General features: G+C 65.8%; 33 protein-coding genes and 1 pseudogene. 19 read left to right on the plus strand and 15 right to left on the minus strand.

Annotated elements, in window-relative coordinates:
• Positions 1–316: 316 nt before the first annotated feature.
• Together ACXJ7R_RS03235 and ACXJ7R_RS03240 are read left to right on the plus strand one after the other, a co-directional pair.
• On the plus strand, positions 317–598 hold the full coding sequence (locus tag ACXJ7R_RS03235; RefSeq protein ID WP_457150559.1) for a DUF982 domain-containing protein: 282 nt from the start codon (positions 317–319) through the stop codon (positions 596–598).
• Positions 599–721: 123 nt separating this feature from the next.
• Positions 722–1,030, plus strand: a complete 309-nt coding sequence (locus tag ACXJ7R_RS03240; protein WP_457150586.1) for a DUF982 domain-containing protein — start codon at positions 722–724, stop codon at positions 1,028–1,030.
• 131 nt (positions 1,031–1,161) lie between these two features.
• On the opposite strand, the gene ACXJ7R_RS03245 is transcribed toward ACXJ7R_RS03240, so the two are convergent.
• Positions 1,162–1,845 carry a GcrA cell cycle regulator gene (locus tag ACXJ7R_RS03245; RefSeq protein ID WP_457150560.1) on the minus strand — a complete coding sequence of 228 codons (684 nt, stop codon included), beginning with the start codon at positions 1,843–1,845 and terminating at the stop codon, positions 1,162–1,164.
• A 613-nt stretch (positions 1,846–2,458) separates the two neighbouring features.
• Here ACXJ7R_RS03245 and ACXJ7R_RS03250 point away from each other — a divergent pair.
• On the plus strand, positions 2,459–3,163 hold the full coding sequence (locus ACXJ7R_RS03250) for an XRE family transcriptional regulator (RefSeq protein ID WP_095091188.1): 705 nt from the start codon (positions 2,459–2,461) through the stop codon (positions 3,161–3,163).
• A 28-nt stretch (positions 3,164–3,191) separates the two neighbouring features.
• Here the strand turns inward: ACXJ7R_RS03250 and ACXJ7R_RS03255 are convergent, their stop codons facing one another.
• Positions 3,192–3,494 (minus strand): hypothetical protein, encoded by a 303-nt coding sequence (locus ACXJ7R_RS03255; protein WP_457150561.1) that lies wholly within the window; start codon positions 3,492–3,494, stop codon positions 3,192–3,194.
• Positions 3,495–3,679: 185 nt separating this feature from the next.
• Here ACXJ7R_RS03255 and ACXJ7R_RS03260 point away from each other — a divergent pair, with 185 nt between their 5' ends.
• Positions 3,680–4,066 carry a hypothetical protein gene (locus ACXJ7R_RS03260; protein ID WP_457150562.1) on the plus strand — a complete coding sequence of 129 codons (387 nt, stop codon included), beginning with the start codon at positions 3,680–3,682 and terminating at the stop codon, positions 4,064–4,066.
• Positions 4,067–4,149: 83 nt separating this feature from the next.
• Here ACXJ7R_RS03260 and ACXJ7R_RS03265 read toward each other — a convergent pair whose 3' ends face one another.
• The 4 genes and pseudogenes from ACXJ7R_RS03265 to ACXJ7R_RS03280 form a co-directional block, all read right to left on the minus strand.
• Positions 4,150–5,166: an ABC transporter permease gene (locus ACXJ7R_RS03265; protein ID WP_457150563.1), complete on the minus strand. Its 1,017-nt coding sequence runs from the start codon at positions 5,164–5,166 to the stop codon at positions 4,150–4,152.
• Complete coding sequence (locus ACXJ7R_RS03270; protein WP_457150587.1) at positions 5,163–6,236, minus strand: sugar ABC transporter ATP-binding protein; 1,074 nt, start codon at positions 6,234–6,236, stop codon at positions 5,163–5,165. Before ACXJ7R_RS03270 ends, ACXJ7R_RS03265 begins: the two co-directional genes overlap by 4 nt.
• Positions 6,231–6,659: pseudogene (locus ACXJ7R_RS03275) on the minus strand (ATP-binding cassette domain-containing protein); the annotation flags it as partial. The pseudogene ACXJ7R_RS03275 and the gene ACXJ7R_RS03270, both read right to left, overlap by 6 nt.
• A 285-nt stretch (positions 6,660–6,944) precedes the next feature.
• Complete coding sequence (locus ACXJ7R_RS03280) at positions 6,945–7,892, minus strand: substrate-binding domain-containing protein (RefSeq protein ID WP_457150564.1); 948 nt, start codon at positions 7,890–7,892, stop codon at positions 6,945–6,947.
• 377 nt (positions 7,893–8,269) lie between these two features.
• On the opposite strand from ACXJ7R_RS03280, the gene ACXJ7R_RS03285 reads away from it, so the two are divergent.
• The 7 genes from ACXJ7R_RS03285 (at position 8,270) to ACXJ7R_RS03315 (ending at position 13,294) form a co-directional block, all read left to right on the plus strand.
• A complete protein-coding gene (locus ACXJ7R_RS03285) occupies positions 8,270–8,605 on the plus strand; it encodes an ArsR/SmtB family transcription factor (protein WP_457150565.1) in 336 nt (111 codons plus the stop codon).
• Positions 8,602–9,096 carry an SRPBCC family protein gene (locus tag ACXJ7R_RS03290; protein ID WP_457150566.1) on the plus strand — a complete coding sequence of 165 codons (495 nt, stop codon included), beginning with the start codon at positions 8,602–8,604 and terminating at the stop codon, positions 9,094–9,096. Before ACXJ7R_RS03285 ends, ACXJ7R_RS03290 begins: the two co-directional genes overlap by 4 nt.
• Positions 9,086–9,910 carry an alpha/beta fold hydrolase gene (locus tag ACXJ7R_RS03295; RefSeq protein WP_457150567.1) on the plus strand — a complete coding sequence of 275 codons (825 nt, stop codon included), beginning with the start codon at positions 9,086–9,088 and terminating at the stop codon, positions 9,908–9,910. Before ACXJ7R_RS03290 ends, ACXJ7R_RS03295 begins: the two co-directional genes overlap by 11 nt.
• Before the next feature lie 136 nt (positions 9,911–10,046).
• A complete protein-coding gene (locus tag ACXJ7R_RS03300) occupies positions 10,047–10,832 on the plus strand; it encodes a pseudouridine synthase (RefSeq protein WP_457150568.1) in 786 nt (261 codons plus the stop codon).
• Between the two features lie 135 nt (positions 10,833–10,967).
• On the plus strand, positions 10,968–11,714 hold the full coding sequence (locus tag ACXJ7R_RS03305) for an SDR family NAD(P)-dependent oxidoreductase (protein ID WP_457150569.1): 747 nt from the start codon (positions 10,968–10,970) through the stop codon (positions 11,712–11,714).
• Between the two features lie 42 nt (positions 11,715–11,756).
• A complete protein-coding gene (locus ACXJ7R_RS03310; RefSeq protein WP_457150570.1) occupies positions 11,757–12,803 on the plus strand; it encodes an RNA polymerase subunit sigma-70 in 1,047 nt (348 codons plus the stop codon).
• Between the two features lie 77 nt (positions 12,804–12,880).
• Positions 12,881–13,294: a VOC family protein gene (locus ACXJ7R_RS03315; protein WP_095091179.1), complete on the plus strand. Its 414-nt coding sequence runs from the start codon at positions 12,881–12,883 to the stop codon at positions 13,292–13,294.
• A 1-nt stretch (position 13,295) separates the two neighbouring features.
• On the opposite strand, the gene ACXJ7R_RS03320 is transcribed toward ACXJ7R_RS03315, so the two are convergent.
• Positions 13,296–13,877 (minus strand): histidine phosphatase family protein, encoded by a 582-nt coding sequence (locus ACXJ7R_RS03320; RefSeq protein ID WP_457150571.1) that lies wholly within the window; start codon positions 13,875–13,877, stop codon positions 13,296–13,298.
• A gap of 208 nt (positions 13,878–14,085) precedes the next feature.
• On the opposite strand from ACXJ7R_RS03320, the gene ACXJ7R_RS03325 reads away from it, so the two are divergent.
• A complete protein-coding gene (locus tag ACXJ7R_RS03325) occupies positions 14,086–14,535 on the plus strand; it encodes a universal stress protein (RefSeq protein WP_457150572.1) in 450 nt (149 codons plus the stop codon).
• A 10-nt stretch (positions 14,536–14,545) separates the two neighbouring features.
• Here the strand turns inward: ACXJ7R_RS03325 and ACXJ7R_RS03330 are convergent, their stop codons facing one another.
• The gene (locus ACXJ7R_RS03330; protein ID WP_457150573.1) at positions 14,546–15,289 is read right to left on the minus strand and encodes a sulfite exporter TauE/SafE family protein; all 744 of its coding nucleotides are present in this window, start codon (positions 15,287–15,289) and stop codon (positions 14,546–14,548) included.
• A 21-nt stretch (positions 15,290–15,310) separates the two neighbouring features.
• A complete protein-coding gene (locus tag ACXJ7R_RS03335; protein WP_457150574.1) occupies positions 15,311–15,508 on the minus strand; it encodes a hypothetical protein in 198 nt (65 codons plus the stop codon).
• 150 nt (positions 15,509–15,658) lie between these two features.
• Here ACXJ7R_RS03335 and ACXJ7R_RS03340 point away from each other — a divergent pair, with 150 nt between their 5' ends.
• The 7 genes from ACXJ7R_RS03340 to ACXJ7R_RS03370 all read left to right on the plus strand — a co-directional run bounded on the left by ACXJ7R_RS03340 (position 15,659) and on the right by ACXJ7R_RS03370 (position 21,449).
• A complete protein-coding gene (locus tag ACXJ7R_RS03340; RefSeq protein WP_457150575.1) occupies positions 15,659–16,531 on the plus strand; it encodes a LysR substrate-binding domain-containing protein in 873 nt (290 codons plus the stop codon).
• A 160-nt stretch (positions 16,532–16,691) separates the two neighbouring features.
• Positions 16,692–17,192 (plus strand): Lrp/AsnC family transcriptional regulator, encoded by a 501-nt coding sequence (locus ACXJ7R_RS03345; RefSeq protein ID WP_095091173.1) that lies wholly within the window; start codon positions 16,692–16,694, stop codon positions 17,190–17,192.
• Complete coding sequence (locus tag ACXJ7R_RS03350) at positions 17,189–18,349, plus strand: saccharopine dehydrogenase family protein (RefSeq protein WP_457150576.1); 1,161 nt, start codon at positions 17,189–17,191, stop codon at positions 18,347–18,349. The genes ACXJ7R_RS03345 and ACXJ7R_RS03350 overlap by 4 nt, the downstream gene beginning before the upstream one ends.
• A 105-nt stretch (positions 18,350–18,454) precedes the next feature.
• Positions 18,455–19,243, plus strand: a complete 789-nt coding sequence (locus ACXJ7R_RS03355) for an ABC transporter substrate-binding protein (RefSeq protein WP_457150577.1) — start codon at positions 18,455–18,457, stop codon at positions 19,241–19,243.
• A gap of 93 nt (positions 19,244–19,336) precedes the next feature.
• Positions 19,337–20,008 carry an amino acid ABC transporter permease gene (locus ACXJ7R_RS03360; protein ID WP_457150578.1) on the plus strand — a complete coding sequence of 224 codons (672 nt, stop codon included), beginning with the start codon at positions 19,337–19,339 and terminating at the stop codon, positions 20,006–20,008.
• Positions 20,005–20,679, plus strand: coding sequence for an amino acid ABC transporter permease (locus ACXJ7R_RS03365; protein WP_457150579.1), 675 nt, complete (start codon positions 20,005–20,007; stop codon positions 20,677–20,679). The genes ACXJ7R_RS03360 and ACXJ7R_RS03365 overlap by 4 nt, the downstream gene beginning before the upstream one ends.
• A gap of 26 nt (positions 20,680–20,705) precedes the next feature.
• Positions 20,706–21,449, plus strand: a complete 744-nt coding sequence (locus tag ACXJ7R_RS03370) for an amino acid ABC transporter ATP-binding protein (RefSeq protein WP_457150580.1) — start codon at positions 20,706–20,708, stop codon at positions 21,447–21,449.
• A 103-nt stretch (positions 21,450–21,552) separates the two neighbouring features.
• Here ACXJ7R_RS03370 and arsK read toward each other — a convergent pair whose 3' ends face one another.
• The 6 genes from arsK to ACXJ7R_RS03400 all read right to left on the minus strand — a co-directional run.
• Positions 21,553–22,794, minus strand: coding sequence for an arsenite efflux MFS transporter ArsK (gene arsK, locus ACXJ7R_RS03375; protein ID WP_457150581.1), 1,242 nt, complete (start codon positions 22,792–22,794; stop codon positions 21,553–21,555).
• Entirely contained in the window at positions 22,787–24,211 is a 1,425-nt protein-coding gene (locus ACXJ7R_RS03380; RefSeq protein ID WP_457150582.1) for an NAD(P)-binding domain-containing protein, read from the minus strand. The genes arsK and ACXJ7R_RS03380 overlap by 8 nt, the downstream gene beginning before the upstream one ends.
• Positions 24,212–24,255: 44 nt before the next feature.
• The gene (locus tag ACXJ7R_RS03385) at positions 24,256–24,576 is read right to left on the minus strand and encodes an ArsR/SmtB family transcription factor (RefSeq protein WP_457150583.1); all 321 of its coding nucleotides are present in this window, start codon (positions 24,574–24,576) and stop codon (positions 24,256–24,258) included.
• A gap of 63 nt (positions 24,577–24,639) precedes the next feature.
• Positions 24,640–25,062, minus strand: coding sequence for an arsenate reductase (glutaredoxin) (gene arsC, locus ACXJ7R_RS03390; RefSeq protein WP_457150584.1), 423 nt, complete (start codon positions 25,060–25,062; stop codon positions 24,640–24,642).
• On the minus strand, positions 25,059–25,748 hold the full coding sequence (locus tag ACXJ7R_RS03395; protein WP_457150588.1) for an aquaporin: 690 nt from the start codon (positions 25,746–25,748) through the stop codon (positions 25,059–25,061). The genes arsC and ACXJ7R_RS03395 overlap by 4 nt, the downstream gene beginning before the upstream one ends.
• Before the next feature lie 67 nt (positions 25,749–25,815).
• Positions 25,816–26,114, minus strand: a 299-nt coding sequence (locus tag ACXJ7R_RS03400; protein WP_457150585.1) for an ArsR/SmtB family transcription factor, incomplete at its 5' end; no start/stop codon positions are given.

Raw genomic sequence — 26,114 nt, forward strand, 5'->3', positions numbered from 1 at the left:
CCCGCGCGGGGGATCATGGTTGGTGCCCTATCCTCAACCGGCATTGACTGAGCGGAGGTTGCCCCCTCTCCGTCTCGGCTACGCCGAGCCACCTCTCCCCACTCCGTGGGGCGAGGAACCCAAGTTCTGACGCGCCGCCCCTCGCGGCGAGCGGCTCGCCGTTGGCGCGGCGTTTTGCGCTGCTCGATGCGGTGCTGCGCTCTGGAGGGGCAAAATCAAGCCTTGCCGAGACTGCGGCCATATCCGCGTCCGGACTAATGGAACCAGCGCGAACTTTCGACGTTATGTCGCGTCTATACCAACGGGAGGTTTGCGTATGACAGCTTTCATGCCGGTTACGCTGCGCTTTTGCGACAGCAGAACCATGTTGGTCGGCTCGGTGGCCGAGGCCGCCGACGCGCTCAGGCAGCAATGGCCAGACAAGACAGCACCTGGCTATGTCGAGGCGGCCAGGCTCGTCGCCTTGGCGGTGGACGGCACTTGCAGCCAGCGCATCGCCTTCGACGCCCTCACCAGGGCGGCTCGGCAACAGAACATATTGGTGGCCAGGCCAAGAAGCCGCGCCCATGCCTGGCTGGACGCCGTGGTCAGCCCGTGAGGGTTGTGAGTTTGGTGGGCAGGGCCGGACCGAAAATGTGATGCAACCGCCAGCCAGCGTGGCGCGTTGATAAGAGCGGGGTTTCCAGCCCCGCGCAGAGTGAAGGTGAACGCCGTGGGTACGATGAAGACCGGAGTGCCGCTCAAGGTGCGGATCGACGGACAGATCGAAGAGATCGACTGCGTCAACGACGCCGCCGACTTCCTGCAGCGCTGGCCGCTCGAGCGGCGCGGCCATGTCTACCGCAGCGCCCTCAACGCCTGCAGCGCTGCCATCGCAGCGCAGATTTCCGAATCCGACGCCATGAAAGTGTTCACCGGCTTTGCCAGGGTGGCCGACATCCTGGAGGCCGAAGGCGGACCGGCCATGACGCTCGAGACCAGGACCGTGCAAAGCCGCATGCCCAAGCAAGGCCGGCAGATACCGAAATAGGGCGACGAGGTTTCTTTCTCCCCGTTCACGGGGAGAAATGCCCGCCAGGGCAATGAGGGGCGACGCCAGCGCTTCGGTTGGATGCTTGAAGATCATATCTGTTTTCAATCCCGCCACCTCAGCGCCGCCCCTCATCCGCCTGCCGGCACCTTCCCCGTAAACGGGGGGAAGGAATACTCAGCCGCCTGCGCCTCAAAAACGCGGCGGCGAAAGCGGGCCTGGTGGTAGGGGCAATAGCTTTTCAGCGCCTTGGTGCGCATGCCGCAGCACAGCATGTCGGCGCCAGGCCGGCTGCCCGGCGCATCGTTTTCAGGATCTTCTTCCAGCGTCAGGTCCAGCGGCGCGCGGCAGCGGCCGAACAGGCAGTCGATGAAACGCATCGCCACGCCATGCGGCTGGCGGCCGAGGGCCGCACAAGGCGGCACCGGCATCTCCAGGCGATAGGCTTCGCCATCGGCGACCAGCACGCCCACTTCGCGCGCCGACAGGGGTTGCGGCAAGCGCTTCGGCCGGACCGGCGTGCCGGCGATGCCGGTGGCAAGCACGACGTCGATCGTGTCGGACACCTTGGCGATGCCCCCGCCCGTTCCGTTCGCCCGCTTGCTCGCCTTGCGTTTGCGGGCCGGCAGCCGCTTGCCATTGGCAAAGCCGATCGCACTCAGCATGGCGTTGCGGTGCACGATGCCGATGATGGCGTTGCGCGACACGCGCGCGCCGCGCAGCACTGTGAAAGCCGCCGCGATCTTCGAGGCGGAAAGCCCGCCCTTCAGCCAGCCGGCGATCACTTGCAATTCGGCGTCGGTATAGCTTGCCATCTCAAGGCTCCATCCAAAGTTCTGCCTTCGGCCGTGCGCCGTCGGGCAAGCGTCAGGGCTGGGCCCGGTTGCCTGGGCCGCAGTCAGGGTTGTCTGTTCGGAGGGCCGGCTGGCTCCGGCTTTAGCCTCAGCGGGAGCGGGCTCGCCGCCTGGCCGGTTCAGCGAGGCGCGAAAGCCGCGCCACGGCCGTTTTTCTGTCGGAGGCGGAAACCGCCCTGCCCGCCAGAGGATCGAACAGGATGACGGTGCCATCCTGCGTGCGGATGCATGACCGGTCAGCTGGACCGGCAGAATCCTGGCCAGCGCCGTCTCGATCGAATTGGGGGCCGGAGCCGCTGGGAGCGGCGGCTCCGGCCGTTCCGGTCGCCGGTGACGGGCGGATCCGAGGCCGATGCAATCAGGCAAGGCGCCTCGGGCTTCGCTCCGGCCGGGGAGGAGGACGGCCGGGGCGGAAGGGAATGGCTGGCGGTGGTGATCGCCGGGTGCGCCTCATGCGAGGCTGGCGCCACGGCGCCATCGAATCTGGACAGGTTTTGCATGTCCGTATATAAGCATAACTCAAAAATATATGCAAGCCATTCTTTCATAGACGAGAACCACTTTCATCGCTCACATGCGCGCCATGGCAAAAACGCAACTGTCAATCAAGGTCGGGGCGGCGATCCGCCAGGCGCGCAAGCAGCGCGGCCTGGTCATGCGCCACATTGCCGAGCACAACGACACCGATGTCGCCGCCGTCGGCAATTGGGAAACCGGCCGCAACCTGCCCAAGACCGAGAACCTGTTGAAGACCGCCGCCTTCCTGCGCGTCGACCCGGTGGCGTTGGGCAAGGGCGAGGTCGTCTTCCTCGACGATGCCGGCCCGGTCGCCGACGTGGAGATCGTCACCGATGCTGGCGCACCGCCCGCCGGACCGATGGATATCCCGGTGTTGGGCGCCGCCGTCGGCGGCGATGACGGCGACTTCACCTTGAACGGCGAGCCGGCCGGCTATGTCCAGCGTCCGCCCGGCATCCGCAACCTCCCCAAGGTGTTCGCGCTGCACGTGCTGTCCGACTCGATGGTGCCGCGCTACGAACCGGGCGACATGATCTATTGCGGCGGCCGCGAGGCGGTGCCCGGCGACCATGTCGTGATCGAGACCTTTCCCGAAGAGAACGAGCGCAACGGCAAGGCCTTCATCAAGAAGCTGGTCAAGCGCACCACCGCCGAGCTGGTGGTCGAGCAGTACAATCCGCCGAAGACCCTGACCTTCAACCGCTACGCCATAAAACAGGTCTGGCGCGTCATCCCGCTCAAGGAACTGCTGGGGTATTAGGGTGGCGGCTCCCACAGCGCCCCTCTCCTCACGCCCGCCTCGCTCCCTCCAGCGGCGCCTCGCGGTCGTTCAGCATCCGGGCTTCGCTGCGCACGCGCTGACGCTCGTCGATGAACGCCGCCTGGATCGAAATGGCCACACCCGGCAGCCCGTCGGCGCGGCAGGCCGAGCAGACGATGCGGCCTGAAAGGGCGGCCAGCGGCGTATTCTCCGTCACCCCGAACCGCTTCAGCTGATCGGGCCGCCACCATCTGTTGCGGCCGCAATCGGCGCACTCGACTGATATCGAGGCGACATGCGCGATTACTGCTTCCTTGCCTGGCAATGCCATCGCCCCTGCCTCGTCTTTTGTTCCTGATTTGTTCGCATAATCCTGTGTTTTAGGCCGCGAGTCGAGTCGACCATCTCAAAGATTCCCAAAAGTTTTTCTTCTACATTTATTTGAGTTATGCTTATATCAACTCACAAATGTGAGTCGGGCGCGAACCGCCCGCCGCATCTTATCCGGGAGTGACGATGGAAGCCCTTGCCGCCGATTTCGCCCGCGCCTGCGGTTACACCGGCGACAGCCCTGCTCTGCTCGAAGCTTTCGACGCGATCCGCCGCAACGGCATCAAGCGCGCCCGCCAGGATCATGTCAGGCGCAAGGCCGTCATCGACGCGCTGAAACATTCGCAGGCGCTGTTCCTGGCGGCGATCGGTCCGGCGCTGTCGGCGCAAGAAGCCATCGAGGATGCCGCCCGCTTCATCGCCTTCTGGCGCAACATGCCGCGCTGGCGCCAGGAGCGGCGCCTGCCCGACCTCATCAGAGCCAGACAGCAGCGCCTGGTCGCACGCTACTTCCGCCGTTACGGTCACCGGCTCTGGGCGCTGGAGGCGGCCAGACGAGCAGGCATCCAATAGCTTGCTTCCCTATCCGTCCAGCACCCCTCATCCGTCTAGGCACTGTGCGTCGACCCAACCTTCTCCCCGAGAGGGACAAGCGACTATCTTCTCACCCGCGACTTCAGCCAGCGGTCGAACGCCACCGCCAGAATCAGGATCAGGCCGATGACGATGCTTTGCGTGTAGGACGAGACGTTGTTGAACTGCAGCCCGTTCTGCAGCACGCCGATCAGGGCGGCACCCACCACCGTGCCGCCGACCGAGCCGATGCCGCCGAACAGCGAGGTGCCGCCGATGACCACGGCCGAGATCACCGTCAGCTCGTAGCCGATGCCGGCCACCGCTTCCGAGGAGTTGAGCCGCGCCGACAGGACGAAGGCGGCCAGACCGGCGAAGAAGCCGACGATGACATAGACCGAGACCAGGATGCGGTCGACGCGCAGGCCCGACAGCCGTGCCGCCTCGGCATTGCCGCCGACGGCATAGACGGCGCGGCCGTAGCGCGTGTAGCGCAGCACGAGGTGGCACAGGATCGCGGCCGCCGCGAAGATCAGCGCCGGCACCGGCACCGGGCCGATCAGGCCGGTGCCGAACCAGCGCATCGAAGCGTCGAAGCCCGAGATCGGACCGCCATTGGAAATGGTCAGCGTCAGCCCGCGAAACACCGTCAGCCCGCCCAGCGTGACGACGAAGGGCGGCACTTTCAGCCTGGTGATGGCAAGGCCCTGCACGCCGCCTGCTGCAGCGCCAACCACGACGGCGGCCAGCAGGGCGGCGAACCAGCCATAGCCCTGCGTGCCTGAGGTCGACAGCGACAGCGTGTTGGCGGTGCCGCCCTTGGCGACCACGGCGGCGACCATGCCGCAGAACGCAAGCAGCGAGCCGACCGACAGGTCGATGCCGGCGGTGAGGATGACGAAGGTCATGCCGAGCGCGATCAGGCCGGTGATCGAGATCTGGCGCGTGATGTTGAACAGGTTGATCGGGTCGATGAAGCTCGGCTTCAGGACGGTGAAGACGACGACCAGCGCGGCCAGGAACAGCAGCGGCCCAAAGCTCATCAGCAGCCGCGCGATGTTGATGCCGCTACGCTGGTTCTGCTCTCCCGCCACGCTCATCGTGCCTGCCCCGTCGCATCCGGCCCCTTCGTGTCCCGCTTGTCGAGTGCCATCAGTTCCATCAGTTTTTCCTCGCTTGCCTCGATCCCCGGCATCTCGCCGGTGATGCGCCCCCGGCGCATGGTGACGATGCGGTCCGACACCGCCAGCACCTCCGGCAGTTCGGACGAGATCATCATCACCGCGATGCCGCGCGCCGCAAGCTGCACCAGGATTTGGTGCACCTCGGTCTTGGCGCCGACATCGACGCCGCGCGTCGGCTCGTCGACGATCAGCACTTTCGGATCGCGCGCCAGCCAGCGCGCCAGGATCACCTTTTGCTGGTTGCCGCCAGACAGGCCCTCGATCGCCTGTTCGACCGAGGCCATGCGGATCGACAGCATCTTGCGAAAACCGGCAAGCGCATCGCGTTCGCGCCGCTCGGCCATGAAGCCGAAGCCGTTGCTGAACGTGCCGAGCGAAGCGACGGAGAAATTCGGCAGGATGCCGAGTGCGGCAAAGATCGCCTGGTGCTTGCGGTCCTCCGGCACCAGGCCGATGCCGAGCGCGATGGCATCCGCCGGTGACGCGGGAGCGATTGGCTTGCCGTCGAGCGTGATGGTGCCCGTCGCGATGTGGTCGGCGCCGAAAATGGCGCGTGCCAGCTCCGTCCGGCCAGAGCCGACGAGGCCGGCAACGCCGAGGATCTCGCCAGCCTTGAGATCGATGTCGACGCCGTCGAGCACGATGGCATGCGGCGCCTCGGGGTCGCGCACCGTGCGCAACCCGCGCACCGACAGCACGACATCGCCGGCGACCGCGCGTTGCGCCGGCCGCGCATAGAGTTCGGATGCGGCGCGGCCGACCATCTTCTCGATGATCTTCGGCAGCGCGATCGGCCCGCCCTGGCGGTCGAGATGCCCGGCCAGCCTGCCGTCGCGCAGCACCGTCATGCGGTCGCAGATGGCGGAGGCCTCTTCCAGCCGGTGCGTGACGAACATGATGGCGACCTTGTCCCTGCGCAGCCGGTCCATGATCGCCAGCAGTCGCTGCACCTCGGTCTCGGTCAGCGCCGAGGTCGGTTCGTCCATGATAATCAGCCGACTTTCCAGCGACAGCGCACGGGCAATCTCGACCAGCTGCTGTTCGGCCACCGACAGCGCCGACACTGGCGTCATCGGATCGATGGAGAGACCGACGCGGGCGATGATCGCGCGGGAATCTTCCTCCATCTTGCGCCAGCTGACCAGCCCGAGCGGACCGATCGGTGCGCGGCCGATAAAGATGTTCTCCGCCACCGTCAGAGTCGGGATCAGGCTCAGCTCCTGGTAGATGGTGACGATGCCGAGCCGCTTGGCATCCTGCGGACTGGACGGATGATAGTCGGCGCCGTCGAAGGTGATGTGCCCGCTCGACGGCGGCATGACACCCGACAGGATCTTGAGCAGCGTCGACTTGCCGGCGCCGTTTTCGCCAAGCAGGCCGAGGATTTCGCCCGGCCGGATGTCGAGCGAGACGTCGCTCAGCGCGGTGACGCCGGAGAAATGCTTGGTGACGCCCTCGACGGCTAGCAGGACGGGCGGTGACGATACGGCTTCAGCTAACGGCAATGGTTGCTCCCTGAGTCATCGAACGTCAGCGCTGCCCCTCACCCTTACCCTCTCCCCGTATAGAGACGGGGAGAGGAGGTCGCCAGCGTCAGAGCGATTCCCTTCTCCCCGTCGCTACACGGGGAGAAGGTGCCGGCAGGCGGATGAGGGGCGGCGCCAGCTTCGGCGATCTGTGCGCAACCTGCCCAACTACTTCGTCTCGCCAATCCGCTCGGCCTTGTCGAGATTGTCCTTGCCGATAACGATCGGCGTCAACAGCACCAGCTTCTCCTTCGGCTCGGTCTTGTCCTTGGCGTAAGCCACCGCGATGCGTACCGCCGTGCGCGACTGTTCGCCGGGGAACTGCTCGACGGTACCGGCGAGCTTGCCGTCCCGTACAGCGACCAACGCTTCCGGCAGCGCGTCGAAGCCGTAGATTTTCACATCGGTGAAGTTGCGCGCCGCACACGCTTCCATGGCGCCGAGCGCCATGTCGTCATTGGCGCAGACGATGGCATCCGGCTTGCCGTTGGCGGCAAGGCCGGCCTCGGTCACCGACAGCGCCTCGGCGCGGGCGAAGTTGGCGGTCTGCTCGAATACGATCTGGTACTTGTCCTTCAACGGGTCGAGCACATTGTGGACACCCTTGTTGCGATCGATCGCCGGGCCGGCGCCGGGCTGACCCTGCAGATGGAAGATCTTGGCGCCATTGGGGAACGCCGCCACCATGGCGTTGGCCTCCGCCTCGCCGCCCTTGACGTTGTCGGCGCCGACATGGGCCAAAATACCTTCGACGCCGTCGACGCGGCGGTCGATCGTCACCACGGGAACACCGGCCTTGACCGCTTCCTCGATTGCCGGCGCCAGCGCGTTGACGTCGAGCGGCGAGATGACGATGGCGTTGACCTTCTGCACCAGCGCCGCCTCGATGTCGGCGGTCTGCTTGGTGGCCGAGTTCTGGCCGTCGCTCTCGGTCAGGTTGACGCCTTGCGCGGCGGCCTCGGCCTTGATCTCGTTCAGCATGTGCACGAAGAACGGAAAGCCGAGATTAGGCACCGAGCCGAGGATGGTGAGCTTGTCCTCGGCAAACACCGAGGGCGCGGCAAGCATCATGGCGCTAAAGGCCGTGGACGACAGCAGGAATTCACGTCTGTTCATAGGGTTTCTCCTCCACAGAGACGCATCATCCCCAAGGCCGTGATTGGTCTTGGGAAGGGATCATGCGCCGGTTCAAAGTGTTGGAGCATCCTCCGTGCGCCCGAAAACGCGTGCCGCTCCAGCTGGTCGCCGCTGTTGAAAAGTGCCTCCCATCGACGTCAGCGCGGGGATGCTAACCCAGGGTCATCCGTTTGCGCAATAATCGATAGAACGGAACTGTCGGGCAAATTATCGGAATTGTCGGATTTTTGGATTTTCCGGGGTCGGCAACCCCTTGCCCTTCACGACCAGCGTTCTGTTTGCGAGCGTTTTCCGATTGACGCGGCAAGCGGCGTCTTTTATAGAACCAATTAGTTCCAGAACTAAATGGTTCCATAATGGCAATTCAAATCTCCCTCGACGACACATTTGCCGCGCTGGCCGATCCGACGCGCCGCGCCATCCTTGCCCGGCTGCTCGACGGCGAAGCCTCGGTCGCCGAACTGGCGCAACCTTTTGCGCTGACCGTACGGGCGATCTCCAAGCATGTCGGCGTGCTGGAGCAGGCAGGCCTGGTCACCCGCAGCCGGTCGGCGCAGAAGCATCTGAGCCGCATCGAACTCAGGCCGCTGCGCGACATCGACCGCTGGCTCGACGGCTACCGCAAGCTTTGGGAAGGCCGCTTCGACCGCATGGAGGACTTGCTGCGGCGCGGCGCGGACAAACCGGAATGACCACGCCCATGGCTTCGACAGCCGACCGCAGCTTTGCCATCGAGCGGATTTTCGATGCCCCGGTCGAGCGTGTCTTCCGGCTGTGGACCGATCCTTTGCTGGTGGCGCAATGGTGGGGCATCAAGGACTGCACCATCCCGCATTGTGCGCTCGACCTACGCGTCGGCGGCCGCTGGCGCATCGACATGCGCACCTTGAGCGGGGCGCTCTACCGCAACCAGGGCAGCTATCTCGAAATCGTGGCGGATAGGCGACTGGTTTATTCCGACGAGCCGGATCCCGAATTGCGCGAATGGGCCGGCAAGCCGCCTGGGCAAAGCCGCCATACGGTGACCTTCACGCCGGATGCGCAGCGAACCCACGTCCATTTCGAGGTGACGCTGGCCAGCGCTGCCGACCGCGACCGCATGCTGGCACTCGGCATGCGCGGCGGCTGGACGCAGAGCTTCGACCGGCTCGAGCAGCTGATAGGAGGCAACCATGCTGGCTGAAAACGCCGAGCCGACCACGCAGGCCGTCCTGTCGCGGGATGGAACGCCTATCGCCTGCGAGCGCCGTGGCCAGGGCCATCCGCTCATCCTGGTCGACGGCGCGCTCTGTTCCCGCACCATGGGCCCGAGCCTTCAACTCGCCAGGGCGCTTGAAGGCAGCTTCACCGTGTTCCGCTACGACCGCCGTGGCCGTGGCGACAGCGGCGACACCACGCCCTACGCGGTCGAACGCGAGATCGACGACATCGAGGCCGTGCTCCAGGCAGCCGGCGGCGAGGCGTTCGTCTGGGGCATGTCGTCGGGCGCCATGCTGGCGCTGATGGCGGCAAGCCGCCTGCCCGGCATCGGCAAGCTGGCGCTCTACGAAGCGCCGCTGATCGTCGACGACAGCCGCGAGACCACGCAAGGCGACTGGGCAACGATCCGGGCCGCGATCGCTGAAGAACGGCGCGGCGACGCGGTGACTGCCTTCCTCAGATCGGTCGGCATGCCCAGCCTGCTGATTGTCTTCATGCGGCTGACGCCGATCTGGCGCAAACTCAAGGCGGTGGCGCATACATTGCCCTATGACGGCGCCATCGTCGCCGGCGATCAGCTCGGCAAGACGCTCGACCCTGCCCGCTGGGCCTCGGTGCGCGTGCCGACGCTGGTGACCGATGGCGGCAAGAGCCCGCTCTGGATGCAGCGTGGCAACAAGGCGCTGGCCGAGGCGCTGCCCAATGCCCGCTACCGGACGCTGGCCGGCCAGAACCACGTGCTGAAACCCGCCGCGCACGCACCCGTGCTGACGGCGTTCTTCAACGGGCGGGAATAGCCTGCCGGTAAGAACAGCTTCGTGGAAGGAGACAAGCCCGCCATCGCCGCATGTGAGCGAGCCTCGCCGCATCCGGCTTGCGAAACCGTCATGGCCCGTGGCATCTGTCTGACACAACGGACCGATCCGCAGCAGCATGGCAGCACGACCACCCAACAGCAGGCCACCTGCCCGCAACGCTAGCACTGGCAAGCCGCACACTGGCAAACCGCCTGGCGTCAGCCTCAACCGCGCTTTGTCGAAGCTCGGCCTGTGCTCGCGCACGCAGGCCGAGGTGCTGATCGCCGAGGGACGTGTGCGCGTCGGCGGCAAGGTGGTGCGCAATGCGGCCCTTCGTGTCGACCTCAACCGCGACCGCATCGTCGTCGATGACCGGTCGGTGGTTGCCGAGCGCAAGGTCTATCTCATCCTCAACAAGCCGCGCGGTATGGTTACCACCCGCGACGACCCGCAACAGCGCGACACCGTCTATGCCTGCCTCGACGGGCTCGACCTGCCCTTCGTCTCGCCGGTCGGCCGGCTCGACAAGGCGAGCGAAGGCTTGCTGTTGATGACCAACGACACCCAGTTTGCCAACAGGCTGATGGACCCGGCCTCGCATCTGCCCAAGACCTACCACGTGCAGATCGGCAAGGTGCCCGACGCCGCGATGCTGGAAGGATTGCGCGCCGGCGTGACCGTCGACGGCGAGACCCTGACCACGAACGCGATCGAGCTTCTGCGCAGCGGCGGCCGCACCGCGTGGCTGGAGATCGTGCTCGACGAGGGCCGTAACCGCCACATCCGCCGCCTGCTCGCCGCGCATGACATCGAAGTGCTGCGGCTGATCCGCATCGCCATCGGCCGCCTGCAGCTCGGCGACCTCGCCAAGGGCACGGCGCGGCACCTGACGCCGGAGGAATTGGCGCTGCTGGCGGGGTAAGTGGCGGGTGCAGGCCTCTTCAACCGCGACACCTCAAAAAAAATCTTGCCCCCCACCGATGATTTCCGCTCGCCCGCGCTGTCCTGATCTACAGGCGCTGGAATGGTCCGGCCGCCGGAAGAAACGAGGTGATCCATGGCATCGTTACAAGGTCAGAATGTCGTCGTCGTCGGAGGCAGCCGGGGTGTCGGCCGCGCGATCGTCGAAACCACACTCAGCGAGGGCGCGACGGTGCTCGCCGTAGCCCGGGGTGCAGCCGATCTGAAGCAGCTGTCCTGGGAGAAACCCAAAGTGAAGACGTTGGCGGTCGACGCCACGCAGGAGACCGCGCCCGATGTGGTGTTCGACGCGCTGGAGCCGGATGTTCTGGTGATCTGCGCCGGCGCCCTTGCCCCGTCAGCGCCGGTCCAGGACCAAAGTTGGGACGACTTCTCCGCGAACTGGGACATGGACGTCAAGGCATCGTTCCTGTTTTGTAAGGCCGCACTTCAGGGCCGGCTGAAGCCGGGTAGCCGGGTGGTGCTGATCTCCAGTGGCGCGGCGCTCAGCGGCGGCCCACCGAACTCCGGCGGTTATTCCGGCGCCAAGCGCATGCAGATGTTCCTTGCCGCCCATTGCCAGAAGGAAGCCGACCGGCTCGGCCTTGGCCTGCGCTTCATGGCGCTGGTGCCGATGCGGATCATGCCGGACACCGGCGTCGGCCAGCGCGGCATCGACGGCGTCTCGGCCTATCTCGGCATCAGCCCGGCGGATTTCCTCGCCAGCATGACCGACATGCAGACACCGGCCGATGTCGGGCACGCCGTGGTCACGCTCGCCGGTGGCAAGCTGCAAGGCGTCTCCTTCACCGTCAGCGGCAGCGGACTTGCGGCGGCGGCATGAGGCGCGCAGGATGCCAGTCGAATTCAACCCAATGGGCTCGACATGACAGACGCTCCTGGCCCGCTTGAGCCAATGGGCGAGCAAGGCCAGCCGATCCTCGACCGGCTGGCCTTCGAGCGCCTGACAATGGCCCATCGCCGCGCACTCAAGCTGCATTGCTACCGGATGATGGGCACGCTGCACGAGGCCGACGACCTCGTCCAGGACACGTTCCTGAAAGCCTGGCGCGGCCGGTCGCAATTCGATGGCCGCGGCTCGCTGCGCGGCTGGCTCTACACCATCGCCACCAACAGCTGCCTCAACGCCATCAAGGCGAGGTCATCAGCGCATCGCATTGTCGAGCAGCCCGGAAGGCCGCCGTCCGAGGGACGCGCCGCTGCCGGACCCGCCGCCGAACTCGCCTGGCTGGAGCCCTACCCGGACACTGAGCTGCCGGACCTTATCGACGGCGAGCCGGGCCCGGAAGCGCGCTACGAGACCCGCGAAGCGGTGCAACTCGCCTTCGTCGCCGCGATCCAGTCCTTGCCGCCCAGGCAGCGCGCCGCCCTTTTGCTGTGCGACGTGCTGGGCTGGTCGGCGCTCGAGAGCGCGCAATTGCTGGGCGGCTCCGCCGCTTCGATCAACAGCGCCCTGCAGCGGGCCCGCGCAACGCTTGGGGCACGCTATCCGCAGGGGCGTCCGCTGCAGCGATCGCGGCCCACCGGCGAAGAGGGCCTGCTGCTGGAGCGCTACATGCAGGCCTGGCAGTCCGCCAACCTCGACGGCTTCATCGAGCTGCTGCGCGAGGACGCCACCTATCACATGCCGCCATGGCTGGACTGGTATCAGGGCCGCCAGGCGATCCATGGTTTCTTCAAGACTGTCTGGGGCAATTTCGCCGGCTACCAGCCGGTCGCCACCCGCGCGAACGGCCAGCCCGCGGTCGCGATCTATGCGCGGCGCCATCAGGATTCGGAATGGCGCGCCCAGTCGCTGCATATCATCGAGCCGGCCGACGGCGGGATCGCCTCGCTGACGGTCTATGTCGGCCCGCTCGGCCCCGACCTTTTTGCTCCCTTCGGCCTGCCGCCTGTCTGGCCGGCCTCCTGACGGGAAGCTGTCAGGAGGGCTGGTCTATATCTGCGCACGAGCCCGACCGTGGCTCCAGCAAATCAGGGAGCAATGCAATGAATTTCGTCTCGGTCCGCATCATCACGTCGGATGTCCAGCGCCTCGTGCGGTTCTACGGCGAGATCACCGGCATGCCCGTGACGATCTACACCGAAGACTTCGCCGAACTGGCGACTCCGGCCTGCACGCTGGCGATCGGCAGCACGCGCACCTTGCAGCTGTTTGGCGGCGACGTCGCCCGCCCCGCCGACAACCACACCGCCATCATCGAATTCCGCGTCGGCGACGTCGATGCGGAATTCGCCAGGCTGTCCGACACCATCAAGGACGCAACCGTGCAGAAGCCGACCACCATGCCCTGGGGCAACCGCTCGCTGCTGTTCCGCGACCCGGACGGCAATCTGGTGAATTTCTTCACGCCCGTGACCGCCGAGGCGATCAAGAAGTTCGACAAGCAGGGCGTTGCCTGACCTATTTCTGGTTCCACTTGCGAATGACCGGCTCGGTCAGATCGTGCTCGTAGCCGAGCACGCTGATGCTTGCCGTGTCCAGCACGAACAGCGCGCCGCCTTCCGGCGGCAGGCCGATCCAGCGCGCCGCCAACACCCGCAGGAAATGCGCGCTGGAAAACACCAGAATGTCGGCATTGGCCTTGCGCAGTGCGGCGATGATCGTGTCGGCCCGGGCGCCGACATCGGCCGCCGTCTCGCCTTTCGGGCAGCCATCGCGAAACACGTTCCAGCCAGGCCGCTCGGCCAGGATCTGTTTTGTCGTCAGCCCTTCATAGGCGCCGTAGTCCCACTCCTGCAGATCGTCGTTCTTGACGCTCTCGGCGCCGAAGCCTGCCAGCACGCTGGTGTTGTAGGCGCGCTGCGACGGGCTCGACCATACGGCCGAAAACGACAGGCCTTTCAACCGCTCGGCGACGCCGCGCGCGGCAGCCTCGCCGGCCGGCGTCAGCGGCATGTCGGTGCGGCCGGTGTGCTGCCCCGAAAGGCTCCACGCCGTCTCGCCATGGCGGACCAGATGGATCTGCGGATATGCGCTGCTCATATGGGTGTCCCTCAAATCGCCGGCACCTTAGAGGAGGACGCGGCAAAGGGGAATCCGGCCAACGCGAAAGTGTGCAATCGCCTGGCCTTGATCCGCATCGAGCTGGCCACTGTGATGAGCCCGGTGGCGCAACTATATCAAGGTCAGCCTCTACAGGCTCTCACCACCACAAGGGCGTGTCGGCCCTGGCACAACAGGTCACATCATCATGTACACACATTTGCTGATCGCCACGGACGGATCGGAACTGGCCGACAAGGGCGTTGCCCACGGCCTGGCGCTGGCCAGCCGCCTCGGCGCCACCGTTACCTTTGTCCACGTCACCGAGCCATTCCCGATCTTCGCCTGGGGCGGCACCATGGCCGGCTATGCCGCCGGCGATGAATTCGTCGCCTATCAGGAAGGCGGTCGCAGATACGCCAAGGACGTGCTCGACAAATGCAAGGCGTCGGCGGAGCTGGCGAATGTGCGCGCTGAGGTGGTGCATATCGAGGACAAGAAGCCCGCCGAGGCGATCCTGGAATTGTCGAAGGCTGAGGGCTGCGACCTGATCGTGATGGCCTCGCACGGCCGCCGGGGACTGGGCAGGCTGCTGTTGGGAAGCCAGACCGCGGAGGTGCTGTCCTTAACCGAAATCCCGGTCCTGGTGGTTCGGTAGGCCTGCGCGGCTAAAACACCACCTCCCCCGCGAGATAGACCCCCAGCGCCAGCAGCCCGACGAAGAACACCGTGCGGAAGGTCTCGACGCTCATCCGCTGGCGCAGCGCCTGGCCGACGACCATGCCGGCCAGCGCCGGCGCCAGGGCTGCGGCCGATCCCGCCAGTTGCATCGTCGGCGATGCGAAAGCTCCCGTTCTGAACAGTCCGATGGCCAGCGCTGCCGTCGAGACAGTGAAGGACAGGCCGAGCGCCTGGATCAGGTCTTCCCTGTCCAGCCGCAGCGATTGCAGATAGGGCACGGCCGGGATGACGAAGACGCCGGTGCAGCCGGTGACCAGCCCGGTCGCGACGCCGACCAGTGGCGACGCCCACGCCTCATGGCGCGCCGGCGTGGTGAAGCTGGCCCTGGCGAGGCCGACAAGCGCATAAAGCACCAGCGCCGCGCCCAACCCCGCCGACGCAATGTGCGAGCCGGTCAAAAGGCCAGCGCCTCCGACGGTGCCGAGCACGACACCGGCCATCATCGTCCACAGCCGCTTGCACAGGCCGCCGAACGACGGGCCGGTCAACAATTGCCAGAGGTTGGTGACCAGTGACGGGATCAGCAGCAAGGCGGCGGCTTGCGCCGGCGGCATCGTCACCGCCAGCAGCCCCATCGCCACCGTCGGCAAGCCCATGCCGACGACGCCCTTGACCACGCCGGCGGCGAGAAAGACCGCACCGATCCAGGCGAAGACACCGGCGCTCAGCACGAGCGCACCTTCAGGGCAGGATCAGTCATGCAGCAGCATGTCCGTTACATCGGCCTCAGGGCTGGACTTTGCCGGCGCGGCATTGCGGCTGACGGAGGTCGTCGCGCATCCTCGCAGGCCGGGCTCCACCCGCACCATCGCAAGGCAGGCCACGGCGACGGCCAGCACAATCGCCGTGCTTTCAAGAATGCCGGGACGGCCAGATGTTCGTTCGCTCATCACACATCTCCACCTGAAACTGTTTGACGCAGATGCGGGCCGGTCACAATGTGGAAGTTGCGCTGTCAGCCTTCGGCCAGAACGAAGGCTGATCCATCGAAGAATTCACTGGCTTTGTCTGCCGGCCGAACCGTTTGCAGGAGCAAAAGAATGCGCTTCGATCTGGTCGATCTCCGGCTGTTCCTGCTGGTGACCGAGCGCGGCAGCATCACCCATGGCGCCGAACTCGCCGGCCTTGCCCTGGCCTCGGCCAGCGCCCGCATCAAGGGCATGGAGGACCGCCTCGGCGCGCCACTGCTGGAACGACGCCGCCGTGGCGTGGTGCCGACGGCGGCCGGACAGGCGCTGCTGCATCACGCGCGCGCCGTGCAAAACCAGATCGAGGCGATGGCCGGCGACCTCGGCGCCTACGCCACCGGTCTTCGCGCCCGCGTCCGGCTGCTCGCCAACACCGCCGCCACCGGCGAGCTGCTGCGCGATATCCTGCCGGCTTTCCTTGTCACGCATCCCCAGATCGACATCGATCTCGACGAGCGCCCCAGCCATGAGATCGCCGAGGCGGTGGCCAGCGGTGCGGCCGATCTCGGCATCGCCGCGACCTGGGCTGGCCTATCGCATCTCGAACAGAAACCGTTCTTCATTGACCGGCTGGTGGTGATCGCCGCGCGGAACTGGCCCGGCATCGAAGGCCGCACTACCAGCCTCGCCGACATTCTCGGCGAACCCTTCGTCGGGCTCGGCACGGGCCATGCGCTGCAGGAGCACGTCACGCGCCAGGCCGCCCGCCTTGGCGGTCATCTGCATATCCGCATCCGAGTGCCCGGCCTCGACAATGTCTGCCGCCTCGTCACGCAAGGCGCCGGGATCGCCATCGTCCCGGAAAGTGCGGCGCGCCACTCGGCACGCTCGCTGCGCAGCCTGCGGCTCACCGACGACTGGGCAACACGCCAGCTCAATCTGTGCGCCCGCCGCTTCGACGAATTGACGCCGCAAGCGAAATTGCTGGCTGCCGCGCTGGTCTGAACCCGGCAACGCAATAGCGCAACCGCAACCGCGCCAGACGACGCACCATGCCACTTGGTGCGAAAACAACACCTTGCTTTTCAAAAATTCGTGACATAGCTTGTTTTCATATAGGCAAATAATTTGCCGACCTTTTTTCTTTTTATGAAAGACAGAGCCTTTGCGGGAACATCTCGATCTGACCGATCGGCGGCTGGTCAAACAGCTGTCGCAGGACGCGCAGCCGGGCATCAACCGCCTCGCCGAGATGTTGGCGATTTCGGTGCCGACGGTGCGCACGCGGCTGCGCAACCTGCTCGACCGCAATCTGCTGAAGATCGTCGGGCTCTTGAACCTGACCGAGCGTCCCGAGCTGATTTCGGCCATTGTCGGTATCAATGCGCAAGGACGCGGCCGGGCCCGCGAGCTGGCGCAGCGCATTTCCGAACTGCCCTTCGTCAACTCGGCTTCGGTGGTCACCGGGCGCTTCGACATCATCGTCGACGTGACCGTGGCCGGTGACGTCGCCGATCTCTACCGCGTCACCAGCGAGCTGATCCCGGGGGCCGGCGAGCCGGGCGAAGTCGTTCGCAGCGAGACCTTCGTCGTCATGGCGTCCTGCAACAAATGGGTCAGCCTGCCGGAAGGCTGCTGGTCGGACGATCGCAAGGAGCCGGCATGAGAATAGCGGTTCTCGGCGGCCTCGGCCTGCAAGGCCGGGCGGCCATCGCCGATCTCGTCGCCAGCGGTGCCGAGGAGGTGATTTGCGTCGACACGGCGCCGGACGGCGCGGCTCGCCTTGACGGCCTGACCGACCTTGCCCGCGTGCGCTTCGTGGTACCGCAGGGAGCGATCGGCCCTGCCTTGGCCGGCGTGCTGGCGGATGCCGACGCCGTCATCGACCTGTTGCCGCAGCCACTGATGCGTGAGGCGGTCCAGGCCGCGATCGCAACGCGCACGCCGCTGGTCACCACCAACTACGGCAAGGCCATCGCCGACCTGGCACCGGCCGCCGAACAGGCTGGTGTGCCGATCATGGCCGAATGCGGGCTCGATCCCGGCATCGACCTGGTTCTCTACGCGCGCGCCGCAAGGCAGTTCGATACCATCGCCGCGATCGATTCCTATTGCGGCGGCATCCCCGAGCCGAAGGCGATGACTAAGCCCCTTTGCTACAAGGTGAGCTGGAACTTCGACATGGTTCTGGTCAGCCAGAACCGCGACAGCGTGATGATCGAGGACGGCGAACGCGTCGCGGTGCCGGCCGGCCGGCAGCACGACAACCCCTTCATCCACGAGATCGAGGTGGCGGGCCTGGGCGCGTTGGAGGCCTTCCCCAATGGCGATGCGCTGCATTATGTCGAGATGCTGGACGCGGCAAAAGGGCTGCGCCGCTCGGGCCGCTATACGCTGCGCTGGCCGGGATGGTCGGCCTTCTGGGCGCCGCTGAAGGAACTCGGCTTCCTTTCCGAAGACAAGGTGCCCGGCACCGGCTCCAGCCCGCGCGAATTCCTCGGCCGGCTGCTCGGGCCGCAACTGCAGTACGGCCCCGGCGAAAAGGACCTTTGCGTGATGCGCAATGTCTTTTCCGGCCTCGAAGGCGGCCGCCGCAAGACGGTGACCTCGGACCTGATCATCGAGCGCGACCTGGCCTCCGGCCTGTTCGGCATGAGCCTCGGCGTCGGCTATCCCGCCAGCATCGTGGCGCAGATGCTGGCGCGGCGCGAGATCACCAAACCAGGCCTGCTCAACCCGTTGCTCGATGTGCCCGATGACCGCTTCTTCGACGAGTTGGCCAGGCGCGGCATCACTGTGACCGAGACGGTGGCCTGGGACTGAAGGTTTTCGAACGGTGGCTGCCGCCGGCAACGGCGCTGCCGCTCAAAAAAGCACCCCGAAGGGTGAAACAACAACGTGGAACAATAAAACAAGGAGGAATGCCAAATGAAGATTGCCAGACTTTTCATCGCTGGACTTGCGCTCGCCGGGCTCGCCACCGCGGCCAGCGCCGGAACGCTCGACGACATCACCAAGCGCGGCGAGTTGCGCGTCGCCGTGCAGACACAAGGACCGCCCTTCTCGCTGGTCGGCGCCAATGGCGAACGCACTGGCAGTTCGGTTGAACTGGCCGAGCTGATGGCCAAGGAAATGGGCGTCAAGATCACCTTCCTCGACTTCGACTGGGACGGCCTGATCCCCGCGCTGCTGTCGGGCAAGGCCGACCTTCTGGTCGCCGACATGACGCCGACGCTGGCGCGTGGCATGAAGGTCGCCTTCACCAAACCTTACATGTATACGGGCAGCACCGTGTTCACCAAGGCCGACAGCAAGTTCAAGACCACCGAGGACTGCAAGGCCAAGGGCACCAAGATCGCCGTGCTGCTCGGCGCCACCGGCGAGAAGGAGGCCAAGGCCGTCTTCACCGATGCCGACATCAAGAGCTACAAGGGCGGCGGTCCGCTGCTGCTCGACGCCGTCAACAACGGCCAGGCCGATTGCGGCGTCAACGACGTCTCGGCGGTGAAGGGCCAGTCGACCGCCTATCCGGCCGGCACCTTCACCATCATGCCGGAGCTTTTGTCGAAGGAACCGCTTGCCTTCGCCACCCGCTATGACGAGCCGGACCTGCTGGTCTGGATGAACCTGTTCCTCGACCAGGTCAGCATCGATGGGCGCCTGCAGAAGAACCTGGACTACTGGGTCAATTCCGACGCCTGGAAGAAGGACCACTAACCGCCCTTGGGATCCAGGCGGTTTTGCGCGCGTCTTGAGCGCCGCGAAGCCGCCTGGCCTTTCGTTTCGCCCGCTTTGGGGAACCGCCCAGCGATGCTCGAGAATTTCAGCTTCCGCACCATCGTCGAGTACCTGCCCCTGTTCGGGCAGGGCCTGGTCACGACCGTGTGGCTGTCGGCGCTGTCCTTTCTCGGCGCGCTCGCCGTCGGCATCGTGCTGTGCGCCATGAACCTGCAGCGCGGCTGGCTGTTTCGTGCCCCGGCCAAGGCCTATATCGACGCCGTGCGCGCCACGCCTTTGCTGGCGCAGCTCTATTTCCTCTATTTCGGCCTGCCCCGGCTCGGCTTCGTCCTGCCCGAGCTGGTCGTCGGCATCCTCGCGCTATCGCTCAACAGCGGCGCCTATGTCGCTGAAATCATTCGTGCCGGCATATTGTCGATCCCTCGTGGCCAGGTCGAAGCCAGCGTCGCCTCGGGCATGACCTATGTCCAGCGCATGCGCCTGGTCATCCTGCCGCAAGCCTTCAAGGTGACGATCCCGCCGCTGCTCGGCCAGGCGATCGTGCTGGTCAAGGATTCCGCATTGCTGTCGCTGATCTCGGTCGCCGAGCTAACCCGCGCCGGCCAGTTGCTCGCCTCCGACCGCTTCATGCCGGCGGAAGGTTTCCTCACCATCGCCGCCTTCTACCTGCTGCTCTACTACTGCCTGAAGGGGCTGGCTGCTCTCTCCGGTCGCTGGCTCGGCACAGCGGGGGCGCGGACATGATCTGGCAACAGCTGCAAAGCCTCGCCGGCAGCTATCCGCTGGCGCTGCGCGGTCTCGGCATGACGGTGGTGCTGTCGCTGATCAGCCTGGTGCTCGGCACCTTGCTTGGCTTCGGTCTCGGCATCCTGCGCACCGGCGGCAACCGGCTGGTGGGCAGCCTCATCGGCGCCTGGGTCGACCTGATCCGCGGCACGCCGTTCCTGGTGCAGATCTTCCTGATCTTCTTCATCCTGCCGGAGCTCGGCATCGAGCTGGACGCCTTCACCGCCGGCATTATCGCGCTGACCAACCTTGCCGCCTGCTTCATCTGCGAGATCGTCGCCGCGGGCATTCGCTCGGTGCCGACCGGCCAGGTCGAGGCAGCGCTGGCATCCGGCCTGTCGCGCTGGCAGCGCATGCGCCAGGTGGTGCTGCCGCAGGCGATGCGCATCGTGCTGCCGCCGCTGGTCGGGCAGTATGTGCTGCTGATCAAGGACTCTTCGGTCGTCTCGGCGATTGGACTGACCGACCTCACCCGCGTCGGCTGGCTGGTGGTGCAGCGTGTGCCCAACGGCCTGCTGGTCTTCTTCCTCGTCGGCGTCGGTTATTTCATCGTCTGCTATCCCCTGATCATGCTCGCCCGCCGGCTCGAACACCGCATGGGCGCGGCGCATGGCGAGGTGCAGCTGTGACAGCGAACCCCAAAGGTCCGGCAAATATGACCAAAACCGGTATGATCGACTTTCGCGGCGTCAACAAATGGTTCGGCGCGCTCAACGTGCTCAAGGACATCACGCTCAGCGTCGAGCCGCGCGAGGTGGTCGTTGTCTGCGGCCCGAGCGGCTCGGGCAAGAGCACGCTGATCCGCTGCGTCAACGGCCTGGAGGCGATCAAGGACGGCGATCTCGTCGTCGACGGCCAGCGCCTCGGCGACCCCACCACCAACATGACGCAGCTGCGCACCGAGATCGGCTTCGTCTTCCAGTCGTTCAACCTCTATCCGCACAAGACGGCGCTCGAAAACGTCACGCTGGCACCCATCCATGTCCGCAGGATCCCGCGCACCGAGGCCGAAAAGGCCGGGCGCGAATTGCTGGCCAAGGTCGGGCTGGCCGACAAGGTCAACGCCTATCCGGCGCAGCTCTCCGGTGGCCAGCAGCAACGCGTGGCGATCGCGCGCTGCCTCGGCATGCGGCCAAAGATCATGCTGTTCGACGAACCGACCTCGGCGCTCGACCCCGAGATGATTTCGGAAGTGCTCGACGTCATGGTGGCGGTCGCCGAGGAAGGCATGACCATGATGGTGGTGACGCACGAAATGGGCTTTGCCCGCAAGGTCGCCCAGCGCGTGGTGTTCATGGATGCCGGCGCCATTGTCGAGAGCGGGACGCCCGACGAATTCTTCTCGCACCCCAAGACCGACCGCAGCCGCGCTTTCCTGAGCAAGATTTTGCGGCATTGAGGCAAGAGCATGATCCCGAAAAGTGGGATCCGGTTTTCGGAAAAGATCATGCTCAAACACAGAGATAGAGTTCTATCCCGATACCATCGGGATGGAACAGGCTCTAGCTCGCCTCTTCCGGACTGCCGCCAATCGCAAACGCAACCCGGCCGGCGCGCCGTCTCAGTAGCGCGATGGCGAGGAAGGCGATGACGCCGCTCGCGGCGACGACCACCAGCACCCACAGCGAATTGGCGACGGATGTCCGCGCCATCATGAAGGCCAGCGCGAACGGCGCGAAGGCCGAGGTGAACTGGCGGGCGGCACTCGCCCATCCCAGCCGCGCGCCATAGCCTTGGCGGCCGAAGAGCTCGAGCGGCAAGGTGCCGCCGACGATGCTGGTGAGACCGGAGCCGAGGCCGAACAGCAGCACGAACAGGAAAGCGCCAGGCAGCCATGGCGTGGTCAACAGCAGCGTGCACAGCCCGGCCGTGAGCAGCGACGCGGCAATGACGGCGAGATGCGTTTGTTGAAGCCGCCCGCCAAACAGCATGTTGATCAACCGGCTGGCGACCTGCGCCGGCCCGAACAGGGTCGAAACGAAGAGGCCGGCCGTGCCGAGCCCAAGTGCCGCCGTCAGCGGCACCATGTGGATGAGGATCGCCGACAGCACGAAGCCCTCGGAGGCGAAGCCCGCCAGCATCAGCAGGAACACGGCCTGCCCGCGTCGCGGATCGAGTGCCGCGCCCGCTTCATGGGCTGGCCCGCGCTCTTGCGGCGCGGCCGTCGCGTGACGGCGCGACAGGCGCATCAGCCAGGCGTGGATCGGCAGGCAGAGTCCGAGATTGAGCGCCGCGAACAGCAGATAGACCTCGCGCCATGTCAAATGCGCATGCAGCGCCGAGGTCAGCGGCCAGAACAGGGTCGAGGCGAACCCTGCGATGAGCGTCAGGTGAGTGATGCTGCGTTGCGGCCGGGGAACCCCGATCTGCACGATCGCCACGAAGGCGGCGCTGTAGAGGACGAAACTGGAGGCCAGCTCCATCGCCAGCAAGGCCAGAACAAAGGTCACGCGTCCGGGCGAGACGGCGCACAGCGCCAGCGCGACGGCTGCCGCGACCGAGCCTATGGTCATGATGCGCCCCGCGCCGAAGCGGTCGGCCCAGCGCCCGGCCGTGGGCGCGAAGAGGCTGCCGGCAAACAGCGAGGCGGAGAGCGCGCCGAACACCCACCCTTCCGTGAGACCGAACTCCCTGGCCATCGCCGGCGCCAGGATCGAAAAGCTGTAATAGAGCGTGCCGTAGCCGATGATCTGCGTCAGCCCGAGCGCCCATATCGCCTTGCGCAGGACAGACCGGTCAGGCATCGACGCCCACGGCTTCCGTCGCCTTGGCGCCAACCGATGAGCCCGTTGCGCAGCCGCAGCCCGACGCACCCTTTGCCTTGGCGTCCGCATCCTCGAGGCAGCAGGCATCGACATTGGCGGGCGCGGGCCCGCCGCAACAATCAGCACTGTCCGATCCCGTCACGACATCGGCGCTGCACACGCCGGTCTCCGGCAGCACCAGCCGCACCTCGCGCGCCGCGACGTGGTCTCCGGCAAGGTCGGCGACGACCGAGCGGACCTGCTCGTAGCCGGTCGCCATCAGGAAGGTCGGGGCGCGGCCGTAGGATTTCGAGCCGACGATGGTGAAGCCGGGTTCGGGATGGGCAAGTTCCCGGATGCCATGCGCGGGAACCGTGCCGCACGAGTGGAAATTCGGATCGATCAGCGGCGCCAGCGCCGGCGGTGCTTCGACGGCGGGATCGAGCGCGAGGCGGATTTCGCCGAGGAACGACAGGTCGGGCCTGAAGCCCGTGGTGACGACGATGCGATCTACGGAAAGGCTGAATGGCTTGCCGGCCAGGCTGGCGTCGACGGCAAGCCCCTCGCCTTGCATCTCGATGCGGTTGACGGCGAAAGCCGCCAGCATGTTCAGCCTTCCATCCGCCATCGCCTGCTTGGCGGCGAGGCCGAGCGCGCCACGTTCGGGCAATTGGTCGTTCAGCCCGCCGCCAAGCAGCCGGTCGACGCTGGCGTGCCGCAGCGCCCAGAAAATCTCGGTACCAGGCGCTGCGTCCTGCAACTCCATGAGCGCCAGGGCGACGTTGATCGCCGAATGCCCGCCGCCGATGACGAGGACACGCTTGCCCGCATAGCTCTCCCTGGCCTTGCCGACCACGTCGGGAATGCCATAGGCAATGCGCTCGCAGGCCGCGGCTTCGCCGGCAACCGGCAGCCCGTCGACGCCGATGGGGTTTGGCCGCGACCATGTTCCGGACGCATCGATGACGGCGCGCGCGAGAACGCGGTGCTCGCCGCCCGCATCGCGGTAGCGGATGACGAAGGGAGCGTCCTTGCGACCCTCATTGGCGACCTTGTCATGTCCCTGGCGGGTGATCGCGGTGACCTCGGCGCCGAGCTTCAGATTGGCGGCGATGCCGGCAACTGCGGCAAGCGGCGCCAGATAATCGCGCACGATCTCGCCGCCGGTCGGCAGGCCTCGCATGTCCGGCGCCGTCCAGCCGGAGCGGTCGAGCAGCGCCCGCGCCGCCGCGTCGATATTGTATTGCCATGGCGAGAACACCCGCACATGTGCCCATTCGAGCAGTGCAGCGCCAACGCTTTCACCGCGCTCGAGGATCAGCGGGCGGATGCCGCGTTCGACAAGATGCGCGGCGGCGGCGAGGCCGACCGGGCCTGCGCCGATCACCGCGACGGGAAGGTTTGCCATCATGTCCATATGTTCGATCCTTCCGGTATCTTCGAATTACACAGCGAAAAAAATCAGGCCAGCGCTTTGACGACGGCAGGCGCGCAGGCCGCATCCGCGCAGCACTCGTCGGCGAGATAGCCGATCAGAGCGTTCATGCCGGGATAGTTGGCGCGGCAGATCAGTGTCGTCGCTTGCCGCTCCTGCGTCACAAGGCCCGTGTCGACCAGCCGCTTGAGATGATGCGACAGCGTCGAGGACGGAATATCGAGCTTGCCCTGGACGCTGCCGACGGCAAGCCCGTCGTCACCGGCGCGCACCAGTATGCGGTAAAGCTGAAGCCGCGTCGGATTGCCGAGCGCTTCGAGCTGGGCGGCTGCTTTTTCGAGTTTCATGGAAATAAGTTACGCGACACCTGTCGAGTCGTCAACCTAATTTCGAAAAATATGGAAATACCGTCAGCCGACCCGCTTGCCCGAAGCGTCGGTGACCACCTCGCCATCCTCCTTGGTGAACGCACCGATGTCCGGGTTGGGCAGGATGTCCAGCACCTTTTCCGACGGCCGGGCCAGCACCACGCCGAGCGGGCTGACCACGATCGGCCGGTTGATCAGGATCGGGTGCGCCAGCATGAAATCGAGGATCTCGTCGTCGGACCATTTCGGGTCGGCGAGGCCGAGTTCGGCGTAGGGCGTGCCCTTCTCGCGCAGCAGTTCGCGCGGTGTCATGCCCATGGAAGCGATCAACTCGACCAGCTTTTGCCGTGACGGCGGCGTCTTCAGATACTCGATCACCTCCGGTTCCTCGCCCGACTGCCGGATGATGGCCAGCGTGTTGCGCGAGGTGCCGCAATCGGGATTGTGATAGATGGTGATGGTCATTTCGCGGCCTGCATCTGTCTGGTTGGTTTCGGTTCGGCAAGCAGCCAGCCCGCCAGGGCCATGGCCAGCAGCGCGCCCAGCAATTCGGCTGATATGAAACCCGGCAGGTCGACCGGGCGGATGCCGGAAAACGTGTCCGACAAGGCACGGGCGATGGCGACGGCCGGATTGGCGAATGAGGTCGAGGCCGTGAACCAGTAGGCGGCTGTTATGTAAAGCCCGACCAGCCAGGGGATCGCATCGGAACGAAAGCGCAGGCCTGCCAGGATGGTGAAGACGAGGCCGAAGGCGGCGACTGCCTCGGCGAGCCATTGCCCGGCTCCGGTCCGCACCGTCACCGAGGCCTGCAGGATCGGCAGTTCGAACATGGCGTGCGCCAGGAACGTCCCGGCGATGCCGCCGACGATTTGGGCGACGACATAGGCGATCGCCGCCCTCGCGTCGATTTCGCGGCGGAGCGCGAACACCAGGGTGACGGCCGGATTGAAATGCGCGCCTGAAACCGGCCCGAGTATCGTGATCAGCACGACAAGGATCGCTCCCGTCGGCAGCGTGTTGCCGAGCAGCGAAATGGCTATGTCGTTCGTCAGCCGGGATGCCATGATGCCGGAACCGACCACGGTCGCGACCAGCAACGCGGTTCCCAGCGCTTCGGCAACGCAGCGGCGTGGCAGGTCGTTCGCCACGGCGCTCAGCTGGCCTTCGGCAGGGTGCGGGCGATCACGTACAGCCACTTCGCTCATCGGCGTGCTCCTAGCAGTCACAGGTCACGGCATTGATGACGGGACGGCAGAGTTCCGGCGCGCCGTTGCAGCAATCTTCCATCAGATAGGCCAGCAGGTCCCGAAACCCGGTCATGTCGGCGACGTAGCGCACGATCCGGCCATCGCGTTGGGGGTGGATCAGCCCGGCATGGGCGAGCACCTTCAGATGCGCCGACATGGTGTTCTGGACCGTATCCAGCCTTGTGGCGATCTCGCCCGCCGGAATGCCTTCCGGACCGGCGCGGACGAGCAGCCGGAAAACATCCAGCCGCGTCTCCTGGCCAAGGG

Source organism: Mesorhizobium sp. P5_C1 (assembly GCF_054049815.1).